This is a genomic window from Streptomyces sp. S.PNR 29, assembly GCF_030386795.1.
Taxonomy (GTDB): domain Bacteria; phylum Actinomycetota; class Actinomycetes; order Streptomycetales; family Streptomycetaceae; genus Streptomyces.
In genome coordinates this window covers 200362-213023 of sequence record NZ_JANUQM010000013.1, presented here as the reverse complement: position 1 = coordinate 213023, position 12662 = coordinate 200362, and the positions used below count along the sequence as shown (strand labels likewise).

The 12662-nt window shown below is 73.8% G+C and carries 15 protein-coding genes; 10 read left to right on the top strand and 5 right to left on the bottom strand.

The window, feature by feature from the left end:
* Nucleotides 1-190: 190 nt before the first annotated feature.
* Entirely contained in the window at nucleotides 191-1054 is an 864-nt protein-coding gene (locus NW895_RS31265) for a DUF72 domain-containing protein (RefSeq protein ID WP_289939834.1), read from the top strand.
* Here the strand turns inward: NW895_RS31265 and NW895_RS31260 are convergent.
* From NW895_RS31260 to NW895_RS31245, 4 genes are all read right to left on the bottom strand, one after another.
* Nucleotides 1051-3009 carry a copper resistance protein CopC gene (locus NW895_RS31260; RefSeq protein WP_289939832.1) on the bottom strand — a complete coding sequence of 653 codons (1959 nt, stop codon included), beginning with the start codon at nucleotides 3007-3009 and terminating at the stop codon, nucleotides 1051-1053. The genes NW895_RS31265 and NW895_RS31260 overlap by 4 nt on opposite strands.
* A 134-nt stretch (nucleotides 3010-3143) precedes the next feature.
* Nucleotides 3144-3617 carry a cupin domain-containing protein gene (locus NW895_RS31255; RefSeq protein WP_289939830.1) on the bottom strand — a complete coding sequence of 158 codons (474 nt, stop codon included), beginning with the start codon at nucleotides 3615-3617 and terminating at the stop codon, nucleotides 3144-3146.
* Nucleotides 3614-4222 (bottom strand): GNAT family N-acetyltransferase, encoded by a 609-nt coding sequence (locus NW895_RS31250; RefSeq protein ID WP_289939829.1) that lies wholly within the window; start codon nucleotides 4220-4222, stop codon nucleotides 3614-3616. The genes NW895_RS31255 and NW895_RS31250 overlap by 4 nt, the downstream gene beginning before the upstream one ends.
* Nucleotides 4215-6281, bottom strand: coding sequence for a penicillin acylase family protein (locus NW895_RS31245; RefSeq protein WP_289939827.1), 2067 nt, complete (start codon nucleotides 6279-6281; stop codon nucleotides 4215-4217). Before NW895_RS31245 ends, NW895_RS31250 begins: the two co-directional genes overlap by 8 nt.
* An 87-nt stretch (nucleotides 6282-6368) precedes the next feature.
* On the opposite strand from NW895_RS31245, the gene NW895_RS31240 reads away from it, so the two are divergent.
* The 7 genes from NW895_RS31240 to NW895_RS31210 all read left to right on the top strand — a co-directional run bounded on the left by NW895_RS31240 (nucleotide 6369) and on the right by NW895_RS31210 (nucleotide 10602).
* Nucleotides 6369-7088 carry a siderophore-interacting protein gene (locus NW895_RS31240; protein WP_289939824.1) on the top strand — a complete coding sequence of 240 codons (720 nt, stop codon included), beginning with the start codon at nucleotides 6369-6371 and terminating at the stop codon, nucleotides 7086-7088.
* A 57-nt stretch (nucleotides 7089-7145) separates the two neighbouring features.
* The gene (locus NW895_RS31235) at nucleotides 7146-7739 is read left to right on the top strand and encodes an HhH-GPD-type base excision DNA repair protein (protein WP_289939822.1); all 594 of its coding nucleotides are present in this window, start codon (nucleotides 7146-7148) and stop codon (nucleotides 7737-7739) included.
* A 394-nt stretch (nucleotides 7740-8133) separates the two neighbouring features.
* On the top strand, nucleotides 8134-8811 hold the full coding sequence (locus NW895_RS31230) for an HdeD family acid-resistance protein (RefSeq protein WP_289939821.1): 678 nt from the start codon (nucleotides 8134-8136) through the stop codon (nucleotides 8809-8811).
* Complete coding sequence (locus tag NW895_RS31225) at nucleotides 8808-9209, top strand: hypothetical protein (protein WP_289939819.1); 402 nt, start codon at nucleotides 8808-8810, stop codon at nucleotides 9207-9209. The genes NW895_RS31230 and NW895_RS31225 overlap by 4 nt, the downstream gene beginning before the upstream one ends.
* Nucleotides 9210-9257: 48 nt before the next feature.
* On the top strand, nucleotides 9258-9389 hold the full coding sequence (locus NW895_RS31220) for a hypothetical protein (RefSeq protein ID WP_289939817.1): 132 nt from the start codon (nucleotides 9258-9260) through the stop codon (nucleotides 9387-9389).
* Between the two features lie 177 nt (nucleotides 9390-9566).
* Nucleotides 9567-9863, top strand: a complete 297-nt coding sequence (locus NW895_RS31215; protein ID WP_004943146.1) for a type II toxin-antitoxin system VapB family antitoxin — start codon at nucleotides 9567-9569, stop codon at nucleotides 9861-9863.
* A gap of 124 nt (nucleotides 9864-9987) precedes the next feature.
* A complete protein-coding gene (locus NW895_RS31210; protein WP_289939924.1) occupies nucleotides 9988-10602 on the top strand; it encodes a LytR C-terminal domain-containing protein in 615 nt (204 codons plus the stop codon).
* A 22-nt stretch (nucleotides 10603-10624) separates the two neighbouring features.
* Here the strand turns inward: NW895_RS31210 and upp are convergent, their stop codons facing one another.
* Complete coding sequence (upp, locus tag NW895_RS31205; RefSeq protein ID WP_289939807.1) at nucleotides 10625-11260, bottom strand: uracil phosphoribosyltransferase; 636 nt, start codon at nucleotides 11258-11260, stop codon at nucleotides 10625-10627.
* Between the two features lie 220 nt (nucleotides 11261-11480).
* Between upp and NW895_RS31200 the strand changes: the two genes are divergently transcribed.
* On the top strand, nucleotides 11481-11687 hold the full coding sequence (locus NW895_RS31200; protein ID WP_289939923.1) for a hypothetical protein: 207 nt from the start codon (nucleotides 11481-11483) through the stop codon (nucleotides 11685-11687).
* A gap of 394 nt (nucleotides 11688-12081) precedes the next feature.
* Nucleotides 12082-12612, top strand: coding sequence for a hypothetical protein (locus NW895_RS31195; RefSeq protein ID WP_289939922.1), 531 nt, complete (start codon nucleotides 12082-12084; stop codon nucleotides 12610-12612).
* Nucleotides 12613-12662: the final 50 nt, after the last annotated feature.

Here is a 12662-nt window from a genome sequence, read left to right as displayed (position 1 = left end):
ACGGGCTCACGGGCTCACGGGCTCACGGGCTCATGGGCTCATGGGATTTGCGGCCCGCAGTCCCTCAGGTCTCTAGATCCTGACCCAGGCCGCGCAGTGCGACGTGTCCTTGGTGCCCTTCAACCGATGTGGGCACCTGGCGCTGACCGACCGTCAGTCTGCCTGCCCGCCACCGGGGTAACCGCACGCCATGGGTGACATCCTGGTCGGCACGTGTTCCTGGACCGACCGCGCGCTGGTCGGCAGCGGCTGGTATCCGGTGGGGCGGCGGGACGCGGAGGGGCGGTTACGGCACTACGCCGAGCGGTTCGGGGTCGTCGAGGTCGACGCCTCCTACTACGCGCTGCCCGGCGAACGGAACAGCCGGCTGTGGGCGGAGCGGACGCCGGACGGGTTCGTGTTCGACGTGAAGGCCTTCTCGCTGCTCACCGGGCACCCGACGCGGGAGGCGGTGATGCCGCGCGGGCTGCCCGCCGACCACCGGGATCCGCGGGTGCTCGACGAGGTGTGGGCGCGGTTCGCGGCGGGGATCGAGCCGCTGCGGCAGGCCGGGCGGCTCGGGAGCGTGCTGTTCCAGTTCCCCCCGTGGTTCCGGCCCGGCGCGCGGGCGGAGGCGTTCCTGGAGGAGTGCGCCGCACGCACCGCCGGGTGGCCCCTCGCCGTGGAGTTCCGGCATCCCGGCTGGTGGCACGAGGAGCGCGCGGAGGCGACGCGCGCGCTGCTCGCCCGCCACGGCATGGCCGCCGTCGCCGTCGACATGACGCAGACGCTCCCCTCGTCCATCCCTCCGGTCACCCCTGTCAGCTCGCCCCGGCTGTCCGTCGTACGGTTCCACGGCCGCAGTGCCGCCTGGGGGACCGGGAGCAAGGAGGACCGGTTCCGGTACGAGTACGGCGAGGCCGAACTCGCCGAGTGGCTGCCCCGGTTGCGGGCCCTGTCCGACCAGGTCGAGCAGCTCCACGTCCTGTTCAACAACTGCTGCGCCGACGCCGCCGTACGCGCCGCCGGGACCATGGCACGCCTGCTCGGCCGGGCCCGGCAGACGGCCGGTTAGCCGAGGATCCGCACCGGCCTCGTCTCCGTCACCTGGTCCAGCTCCGAGACCCTGATCGTCGCCTTCATCGTCCACGTACCGGCGATGGGCAGGGTGACGGTGTTGCTGGCCCAGTAGCCGCCCCGGTCGGTGAGCTCCGCGTCGATCGGGCCGATGTCCTTGGACGGGAGGGTGAAGGAGAGACGGAGTTCGGGGATGGCGGTCACCCCGCCGGCGGCGTCGTAGACCAGGACCTGCACGCCGTTGTCACCGGTGCGTCCGGGGTCGAGGGTGATCTGCAGCTTTCCCCTGCCGCCGGGCGTGCCGGTGTCGAAGGGGATCTCGGTGAGGGACGTGGGCGGCAGCCCGGCCGCCGGTGCCTCCCGCGCCGCCTCGGCCTCGGCGCGCGCCGGCAGGGTGCTGGTGAGCACGGTCGTCAGCAGCAGCACGACCGCGGAGACGACGACTTCGACCAGGACGGAGCGGCGCAGGCCACGCCGGTGACTGTCCGAGAGACCGCCGGGCTCGCCGCGCCCGCCGGCCGGTGACGGCTCCGGCGGGGAGGGCGGTCCGCCCACCGGCTCCAGGTCCCCTTCCCGTTCCCGTACGGCCGACCGCCCCTCCACGGACTCCGGAACCCGTTCCCGTACGACGGTCTTCGCGTCCGCCCCGGCCGCCACCGGCTCGGGGACCCGTGCTGGTACGGCCTTCTTCACGTCCGCCTCCGGTATCTGCCCGGATCCGGCCGTCCCCGCACCCGCCCGCGCCGCCGCCGGATCCGGGACCCGCTGCCGTCCGTCCGCCTCCTCGTCCCCCCGCGCCGCCGGCCGCGCCGTCCACCGTCGCGAGTACCCGGCGGCCAGCAACAGCACGGTCACCGCGGCCAGTTTGGCGGCCAGCAGCCTGCCGTACGTGCTGTCGGCGAACGCGGACCAGGAGCCGAGGCCGCGCCAGGACTGGTAGAGGCCGGTGACGGCCAGGACGGTCACCGAGACGAAGGCGATCCGGGAGAAGCGGGACACCACCGCCGTCAGACCGTCGTCGGCCGAGCGGTACAGGGTCGTGAGGAGGGCCGCGAGGCCGCCGAGCCAGACCGCCGTCGCCAGCAGGTGCAGGACGGACGACGTCATCGCCACCGGCACCTGGATCCCGGCGGAGGCGTGCTCGGCCGCCGCCCAGGTCAGTGCCAGGCCGACGGCCAGGGCGCCGCCCACGCCGTTGGCGAGGGCCGTACGGTCACGGCGGCGCGACTGCCGTACGAGGAAACCGGCCGCCAGCAGGAGCAGCGCCAGCCTGGCCAGCAGGGCCAGGCCCGGGCGGCTGGTCAGCGTGCGGCCGAGGGCGGAGGCGTCGAAGGCGGTCGCCGGGCCCGTGCCCGCCTCGTACGGGGCGCGCAGCACCAGCAGGGCGAGGGTGGCACCCAGCAGCGTGCACCAGCCCGTCACCAGCAACGTCCGCAGCGGGGACGGGTCCGGCGGGCGGCACAGCGCCACGAACGCGGCGGTGCCGATGAGCAGGGCGGCGGCGAGGTAGGCGAGCCAGCGGGCGATCGTGTGGAGGCTGCCGGTCAGCGGGTCCTCGTCGGGCCCGGTGTCCACCGCCGCCGTCGTCGCCGAGGCCTTGCCGACGGAGAAGGTGAACGCGCCGGTGACCGGGTGGCTGTCGGCCGACACCACCCGCCAGGCCACGGTGTACGTGCCCTCGTCCAGCTTCCCCGGCAGGCTGATCCCGGCCGTGTCCGAGCGGCCCCCGACGTGCCGCGCCTCGCCCGTGCGCAGCCGGTGGCCGCCGGGGTCGAGGACGCGGAAGGAGTCGTCGAGCAGGCCGACGGACTCGGTGAAGCTCAGGGTGATACGGCCGGGGGCCCGCTTGAGGACGCTTCCGTCCTCGGGGTCGGTGGAGCGGAGGGCGGCGTGGGCCGAGGCCGGTCCCGCCCCGCCGAGGAGGAGCAGGACCAGCACGGCGCCCAGCAGCACCAGCCCCTGAACTCCCCGACGTCCTCGGACTCCGCTGCGCGCACCGTCACACCTCACGTCACTGTCTCCGTCGTCGGTATCGCCGCCTCGCAGAGCAGTACGGACGCGGGGCGCCGCGCGCTCACCGACACGTGTCACGGACGGCACAGGGACGCGATCCGCGCCGCCTCGTGCGGGTAACGCGCCGTCAGCTCACCGGGGTCCCCGTGCTCGTAGCCCTCGAACGTGAAACCGGGCGCCATCGTGCAGCCGAAGAACGTCCAGGCGCCGCCCTCGACCACACGCCCGCCCATCCAGGTGCCGGCCGGGACGGTGAACTGCGGGTGCCGGCCGCCCAGGACGTCCGTTCCCAGCACGGCCGTACGGGACGTCCCGTCGGGGGCGAGGAGCAGCAGCTCCAGCGGGTCACCGAGGTAGAAGTGCCACACCTCGTCGGTGGGCAGGCGGTGCAGGGCCGAGAAGTCGCCGGCCGTGAGCAGGGCGACGATGGCGGTGCCCTCCGGCCGTCCGTCGGGGCGCTGGGGCCCGGCCCAGGTCTGCCGGAACAGGCCGCCCTCGCGGGGGATCGGCTCCATCCCGTAGTGGGCGATGAGATCCTCAGGGGTCACCCCGGGAAGGCTACCTCCCGGGTGAGGAAGGCGAGCTGCGCGTTCTTCTCCGGCAGGTACACGTCCGGCAGATCGATCTCCGGCAGGACGACGGCCGGTCCCGCCGTGAAGCCCTGCCGGAGGAAACGGGCGATCGCCTTCTCGTTGCGCACATCCGGGTCGACGACCACCCGCTGCCGGTCCAGGCCCAGCAGGACGTACGACGAGACGGTGCCCAGCAGCCGGGACGTCCAGCCGGTCCGCGCGCCGTCCGGTCCGGCGGGCGCGAGCAGCAGGTGGACGCCGATGTCGCCGGGCTCGACGGCGTAGCACTCGCCGACCCGGTCGGCCTCCGGCTCGTACGTCTGCAGCAGCGCGGCCGGTTCGCCGTCCTTGACGATCAGGTAGGCGTGGTGCGTGTCGAGCGTGTCCATATGGGCGTAGATCTCGGCGACCTGGTCCCGCGTCAGGCCGTTCATGCCCCAGAAGGCGGCCCGTTCCTCGCTCACCCAGCGGTGGATCACCCCGGCGTCGGCCTCGGCGTCGAGGGGCAGCACGCGGACGGTGCCGAAGCCGGCGACCACCTGCTCGTGGACGGACGCGCGGGAGGCGTACGGGTCAGACATCGGTCTCCTTCTCCAGCTGGTTCCAGTCGGTGACGACCGGGACGAGGTCTCCCCCGAGCCACAGGGGGAGCTGATCACGGTGGTGGGGCGAGCCGGGGACGCCGGACGCGCCCAGGGGGACCACCCAGAGGCTGTCCTCCCGGCGGGCCAGGTCCCACACGTACCGGGCGGCCGGGCCACGCGCGGCCCGGTCGGTGAGGCCGGGCACGGCCGAGGTGCACAGCACGCAGTCGTGGTCGCCGGACAGGCGGGGTTCGTCGTACGAGGCGTTCGTGAGGGCTCGCCAGGGAGTGAGCCGGTGTGTGTCGCCCCAGGTCGCGGGCAGGTCGGCGGCGGCCACCTCCTCGACGGCCGCGCGCACGGCCTCGGCACGGTCGATGCCGTACAGCTCCTCGGCGCGCAGCAGGTGTTCCAGGGCGAAGCCGATGCGCGGGAGCAGGGCGAGCCAGGGCTGGAAGACCTCCGGGTACGCGGGCGGCACGGCCGGCGCGGCGAACGCCGGGTGCGCCGCCAGGTGCCGTACGACCGCGCTTCGCACCGCCGCGTAGGCCGCCGCGTCGGCGCTGTCGGCGTCCATGCGGCGGTCCCAGCGCAGGAGGCGGTCGCGGAGGGCGGCGGCCTCGGCGGACAGCCCCTCCAGGGAGGCCAGGTGGTCCAGCAGGGGGCCGGCGGAGGCCAGGTGGGTGTCCCTGTGGATGGCCGGCATGTCGGCGGCCGACCAGCGGTCCCGCTCGGCCAGCAGGGCGGCGATGCGGCCGGCGCGGTGGGGCGGGGCGAACTCGACGCCGAGGGGGGAGGCGGGGCCGCGCTGGTTGGCCATCACCGCGATGCCGTCGGTGAGGCCCGCGCGGGGCATGGCGTGCCAGCCGTCCCACTCGTGGCCGGGCTCCCAGGCGGGCACGACCCGGGTGCGGGCCGCGTCGGAGCGCACCGGCACCCGGCCCGCGACCCGGTGCAGCAGCCCGCCCTCGGTGTCGGCGGCCTGGACGACGTTGACCGGCTCGGCCCACCGGTCGAAGGCGGCGTCCACGTCGGCGACCCGGCGGGCCCGCAGCAGGGGCAGCAGAGCACTGAAACCGAGGTCGCCGGTGACGCGGGGCGGGTAGCGCAGGCTCAGCGCGGCCGGGGTGCCGTCGTAGAGCCCTTCGGGGCCGCCGATGACCACCGGCCCCCGGTCGGTCTCGATCACCTCGACCTCGTCCGGCTCCTCGCCCGCCACCTCCACGAGCTCCGTGTGCCGGGCGGCCCGGTGCCAGGCGCCGTCCGGTCCGAGTGCCTCGACGCCTGCGCCGGTGCGCCGCAGCTGCTCCCGGTAGAGGTCCTGGTAGTCGGCCATGGCGTTGGTGATGGCCCAGGCGACCGTGCCGGTGTGGGCGAAGTGGGCGATGCCGGGGACGCCCGGTACGGCGAGGCCGACGACGTCGAACTCGGGGCAGGACAGGTGGATCTGCTGGTAGACGCCCGGGTCCTCGATCCAGCGGTGGGGGTCGCCCGCGATGACCGCCTGCCCGGTCACCGTCCGTTCCCCGCTCACCAGCCAGCCGTTGCTGCCGGAGGTGCCGGGCCCGTCGGTGGCGAACAGGGCGACGGCCTCCGCACCGAGGTGCCGGACGATCTGCTCGCGCCAGAGCTTGGCCGGGAAGCCCGCGAAGAGGATGTGGGTGGCGAGCCAGACGCCGAGCGGGGTCCACGGCTCCCAGCGGCCGGGCGTGAGGCCCGTCGCCGCGAACTCGGGAGCGGTGCTGCCGGTCAGCCCCTCGTTGACCCCGTCGACGTACGCCCGCACCCAGGTGGCCGTCTCCGGATCCCCTCTCTCCAGCTCCGCGAAGCAGCGGCGGGCGGTGTCGGCGAGGCGGGCGCGTCTCGCGAAGCGGTCCCAGGGCAGGGCGTCCGGGCCGAGGAAGGACGCCGAGGTGCCCTGCGCGCGGTGCCGCTCGACCTCCAGCTGCCAGGCCCGGTCGCGGGCGGTGACCAGGCCCTGGGCACGGGCGAGTCCGGTCGCGTCGCCCGCGCGCAGATGCGGGATGCCCCAGGCATCGCGGTAGATCTCTGTGACCACCCTGCGCCCCCACTTTCCTTTAGGTTAGCCTTGCCTAAGCATTCTGGCCGGGTCGTGGCGGAATCGTACGCGAAGGGTGAAGAAGCGATGGGGCAGGGGCGGGGTTGGGAGGGCGCGGTCCTCAAGCTGCTGCGCGCGAAGGACTTCCGGTTCACCGTCACGGGCACCGAGGACGTCACCCCGCACTACCGGCGCCTGCACCTCACCGACGGCGGCCTGCTCGCGGCGACCGGCGTCCATCCCACCATGTGGGTGCGGCTGTGGTTCGCCGACGGGGGACGGCCGCACCAGCGGGCGTACACGCTGGTCGACCCCGATCCGGCGGCCGGCACCTTCAGCCTGGAGTTCGCCCTGCACGACGGGTGCGCCAGCGACTGGGCCCGGGCGGCGAAGCCGGGGGACACCGTCGAGGCGACCGTCCAGGGCACCGGCTTCCAGCACCCGCGGCCCGCGCCCTCCCACGTCTTCGCGGTGGCCGACCCGGCGTCCCTGCCCGCGCTCAACTCCCTCCTCGACGCCTTCCCCGCGGTCCCGGCGACCGTGTGGTTCGAGGGCGGCGACGACGGCCTGCCGTTCCGCACGGACCCGGCCCGCCACGAGGTGCGCAGGGTGCTGCGGCTCGGCTCCGGCGCGCACCTGGTCGAGCAGGTGCGGGCGGACCTGCCCGCCCTGCTGGAGGACACCCCCGACCCGTACGTCTGGATCGCCTGCGACACCGTGACGACCCGGGCCCTGGGCTCATACGTCCGCAAGGAGCTGGGCGTGCCGAAGCAGCGGGTGAACGCGCTGGGGTACTGGCGGGCGTGAGCCCTGCGGGCCACGCTCCGGACGCGGCCGGGCGCACGCAGGAGGATGATCGAGGTCATGGACGTCACTCTTCACCTCGCCCAGGACCCCGAGGCCGACGCACTCCTCGGCCGCAGTCCGCTCGCCGCGCTGGTCGGGATGCTGCTCGACCAGCAGATCCCGATGGAGTGGGCGTTCAAGGGCCCGTCGTCGATCGCCCAGCGGCTCGGCGCGGACGACCTGGACGCCCACGAGATCGCCGCCTACGACCCCGAGGCGTTCGGCAGACTCCTGTCGGAGAAGCCGGCCGTGCACCGCTACCCCGGGTCCATGGCCAAGCGCATCCAGCAGCTGTGCCAGTACCTCGTCGAGCACTACGACGGTGACGCCGAGGCCGTCTGGCGGGGCGTCGGCACCGGCAAGGAGCTGCTGAAGCGCCTGGAGGAGCTGCCCGGCTTCGGCAAGCAGAAGGCGCAGATCTTCCTCGCCCTGCTCGGCAAGCAGCTCGGCGTGACCCCCACGGGCTGGCGCGAGGCCGCCGGTTCCTACGGCGAGCCGAAGTCCTTCCGCTCCGTCGCCGACATCACCGGGCCCGAGTCGCTGGCCAAGGTACGGGCCCACAAGCAGGAGATGAAGGCGGCGGCGAAGGCGGCCAAGGCGGCACGGAAGTAGGCCCTCGCAGTCGGCGGCAGGGCCGGCCCGCACGACAGGAAGACCGGCCCCCGCCGAACGGGCGACGGCAAGGACGGCACAACGAGCCCACGGCCCACCGACCGGCCCACTCCACCTCCCCCCAGACCGACATCGGCCGACCGGCCCACCCCGCATCCCCCAGACCGACGTCCGCGAAGCGACCCGCCCCCGGCCAACGCAACGACAACCGGCGACCGTCCAGTCGGGCACCGAGGCCGAGGGGCCCACCCCACACCAACGCAGCGACAACAACCGCCCACCACACACACCCACCACAGCCGCCCCCACCCACCGCACACCACAGACGGACCGACGTCAGCCGACCGGCCCACCCCGGATGGCGGAACAGCCGCGGGCGCTCCAAGCATGGACCATGACCGAGCCACGGAGCGGTTCCCCCTGGGGGCCGGAGTTCGATGACCGGCACGTGCACACCAGGCACGCGCCGACGGCGCCTCCCCCGGGCGGTCATGAGCCCGAGCCGCCCTTCGAGGGCCCCCTGCACCTGCTGTCCCGCGCCGCCTGGCAGGCCGTTCTGCTCGCCGGAGCCGCCTCCCTGATCCTCGGCGTGCTGGTGCTGGCCTGGCCGGACGCGACCCTGCGCGCGGCCGGCGTGCTCTTCGGGCTCTATCTCCTCCTCAGCGGCGCCCTGCAGCTCGCCTCCGCCTTCGGCACCCACAGGACGACCTCGCTGCGCGTCCTGGCGTTCGTCAGCGGCGCCCTGTCGATCCTGCTGGGCCTGTTCTGCTTCCGCGGTCCCATGCAGTCGACCCTGCTGCTCGCCCTGTGGATCGGCATCGGCTGGCTGATCCGGGGCATCACCCAGACCCTGGCCGCCGTCCACGACCCGGCGGTGCCCGCGCGCGGCTGGCAGGTGCTCCTCGGTGTCCTCACCGTCCTCGCCGGAGCGGTCCTCATCGTCTCGCCGTTCGAGTCGGTCTCCGTCCTCACCGTGGTCGCCGGCTGCTGGCTCCTCGCCGTCGGCATCCTCGAGATCCTCACGGCGCTGTGCATCCGCGCCCGCGCCCGGCAGATCCCCCACACGCTGTGAACGGCTCCCGCCCACCGTCGCACGCCGGCCGAGCGGACCGCCCACCCGGCGCGGCGGACGGCATCCGCCCTGCCGCCGTCCGTCAAGGGCGCCGCCGCGCCCGGCTGCGGGTGCTCGTGCTGCTGCTCGCCCTGCTCGTGCCGTCCGCACACGCCGACGCGCGCGCGGAGCCGGTCGCGGCGGTCTCCGGCGAGAGCGGCGGTACGGCCATCGAGTACGACCTCCTCGACAACGCCCTGCGGCCCCCCGCCCGGGCCGCTCACCGCCCCGTCGTACCCCTGCGCCCCGCACCCCTCCCGGACGCCGAGCCCCCGGCCGCCTCCGGGCACCCCCCACCCACGCCGCCAAGGCCGCCACACCCCCTGCGCTGCCTGCGGTCCGTGGTCCTGCGCTGCTGACCGGACCGGCCACCCCAGCCGTCCATCAGCTCGACGTAAGGAACAGCCATGCCCGAAGACCCGTACGCGGTCATGCGCGCGCTGCTGCGCGCCGAGGCCGTACGCAGCACGCACAAGCCCCGGACCGAGCCGCAGCCGCGGGAGCGGCAGCAGCCCGCGCCGGAACGGAAACGCGACTGACAGGCAGGCGAGAGCAGCGGAGGCGGACCAACCGCCTCCGCATCCGACCCGTTCGAGCGAATCGGGCGCACGGACAGCCCCGCGTTTCCGGTTCGCTCCGGTTTGCCGCACCTTTTCCGGTGCCGTACTGGCCCGCCATGGCTGCGCCCGGAAGGTCTTGACCGGTAGGCTTTCCGTGTGATCTTCAAGCGCATCGGAAACGGCCGGCCGTACCCCGACCACGGCCGGGAAAGCACCCGGCAGTGGGCGGACGTCGCGCCGCGCCCGGTCCGCCTCGATCAGCTCGTGACCACCAAGCAGCAGCTCGACCTGGAGACACTCCTCGCCGAGGACTCGACGTTCTACGGCGACCTCTTCGCGCACGTCGTGAAGTGGCAGGGCGACCTGTATCTGGAGGACGGCCTCCACCGCGCGGTCCGCGCGGCGCTGCAGCAGCGTCAGGTGCTGCACGCTCGGGTTCTCGAACTCGACTGACGAGGCCCCCGGGTGACGGGTTGGCCCTTTTGGGTTGGACTGACCGGCGACCAATGATCATCTAGTAGGCATCGTCGCCCGGGAGCACTACGCTGCGCCCATGAGCATGCTGACTCCCCCAGGCATGGGCGGCCGGTACCGGATCACGGGGGACAAGTACCCGCGGATGCGCCCTTCCCGGCGCCGGGGCAGGCTCGCCGTCCTGGCCGTCGCGTGCGTCGCCGTCCTCGGCGTCATCGGATGGGGCACGCTGCAGCTCATCGGTGTCTTCACCGGCGGCGGCAACAAGGCCAAGGCGGCCGGCACCAAGGCGGGCTGCCCGGCCGGGGCGAGCCCTTCGCCCAGCGCCCGCGCCCTGCCCGAGCCCGGCGGGATCACCGTCAACGTGCTCAACGCCACGACCCGCAGCGGGCTCGCCAAGCAGACCGCCGAGGAACTGAAGAAGCGCGGCTTCCGCATCGGCGACGTGGGCAACGCGCCCAAGAAGTACGACAAGAAGGTCAAGGGCACCGGGGTCCTGCTCGGTCCCACCGCGTCCCTGAACACCTCGCTGCCCGTGCTCTCCGCCCAGCTCCCCGCCGCCGACCGCCGCACCGACGCGACCCGCAAGGGCGGCACCGTCGACCTGATCATCGGCGACGGCTTCAAGGCCCTCGCGAAGAAGGCGGACGCCGACAAGGCCCTGGCCAGACTGACCGAGCCGCAGCCGACGCCCACCGGCGGCGAGAAGAGCTGCTGAAGCGGCCGAAGGCCCCGGGGGCCTACTCGGCCGCCCCGTACATCCGGTCGCCCGCGTCGCCCAGGCCCGGCACGATGTAGCCGTGCTCGTTGAGGCGCTCGTCGACCGAGGCCGTCACGACCGTCACCGGGGTGCCGGCCAGGTCGCGCTCCATGACCTCCACGCCCTCCGGGGCGGCCAGCAGCACCACGGCGGTCACGTCGTCGGCGCCGCGCTTGATCAGCTCCTGGATCGCCGCGACCAGCGTGCCGCCGGTGGCGAGCATCGGGTCCAGGACGTACACCTGCCGCCCGGAGAGGTCCTCGGGCATGCGCGTGGCGTACGTGGAGGCCTGCAGCGTCTCCTCGTTGCGGATCATGCCGAGGAATCCCACCTCGGCGGTCGGCAGCAGCCGGACCATGCCGTCCAGCATGCCGAGGCCGGCGCGCAGGATCGGCACCACCAGCGGGCGCGGGTGGGAGAGCTTGACGCCGGTGGTCCCGGCGACCGGCGTCGTGATGTCGACCTGCTCGGTGCGCACGTCACGCGTGGCCTCGTAGGCGAGCAGGGTGACCAGCTCGTCGGCCAGACGGCGGAAGGTCGCGGAGTCGGTGCGCTGATCGCGCAGCGTGGTGAGCTTGTGGGCGACCAGGGGGTGGTCGACGACGTGGAGACGCATGTCCACAACAGTAACCGGGCCTGGTGGGCCCGGTGTCCCCCCCGTGCGGGGCAGGCCCCCGGCCATGACGCCCCTCACTCGCCGGCGTCAAACCGCCCGTCAGGGGAACGCGAAGGGGACGGACTGGGGTGATGTGACTGTGCCTGACCGCGAAACCCGAGACGCGCCGTCGCGGCGCGAACAGCCGACACCCGACCGGTCGTCGCCGCGCGACCGGCCGATGGGCCCGTGGTCGCCGCCCGACCGGCCCATCGGCCGGTGGTCGCCGCACGACCCGCCGGAGACCGAGGCCGAGCGCCGCCGGCGCCGGGCCCGGTTCCTCCGGGAGCTGGCCGAGGCCCGGGAACTGCGCGCCCGCGTCCAGCCCCGCCGCGCGAAGGCCGCCCGGCTACGACACGCCATGCGCATGCGCACCTTCCGCTGGTAGACACTCCCGAACGGACACTCGCGAACGGCCGACGGCGAGAATCACCGTCCGCGCAGGCCGCCGCGCGCACAGCCGCCACACGCCCTCCCGAGGCGGCGGACGGGGGAAGGTCGCGGTCCGTGCGGGCGTTGCGCGGGTGGCCGTGCGTGGGGCGCCGGGAAAACCCGCGTACGATCCGCAGGTGGCGGCAACGAGTGCGCTGGTGATTCCCGTACGGACGTCCTCACGCACGTGCGATCAAAACTGCCGGACACAGGGAGCCGAAGACGTCCCCTGAACGCCTTGTTTCTGCCACGATTCCGAGTGGGTGGGGCTCGGAGCACCGCTTCCCCGCCCGCAACCTCCGCCGGGGGGACCCCCAACCGGCACGCCTATGACCAGTGGGAGAGTCACGGTGTACTTCGCCGCACTGCTCGCGCGCACCGAAGACGGGTGGGAAGCGAGCGACACAGAGCTCGACGATGTGGAGACCCTGTCGGATCTGGCCGACCTGGCCCGGGAAGCCTCTCCCGACGAGGACACGGTGCTCGTGCTGATCGAGCAGGAGGACGCCTGGTTCGGCGTCGTCCGCGTCGACGGCGAGGACGACCCTCGTATCTACGTCTCGGACGCCGCCGCCGCTGCCCGCAGCAGCTACGGCGAGATCCTGCTCACCGACGAACTGCTCGGCCGGGAGCCCGGCGCCGACGGCGCCGACCTGGACGCCCTCGACCTCGACGGCACGGAGGACGGTGAGCCCGAGGACGACGGCGACGCGGACTCCGGCTCCGCCGACGCCTCGGTGCCGCACGGCCCCGTCGGGGACACCGCGATCCTCGACGACCTCGGCGTCACCGAGAAGGAGCTGCTGTCGCTGTCCGAGGACGCGCTCACCGAGATCGCCGAGGCCCTGGGCGCCTCGGAGACCCTGGAGACCGTCCGCTGACCGGACCGACCGACGACGGGACCGGAGTCAGGGCACCGGACCCGGTACGC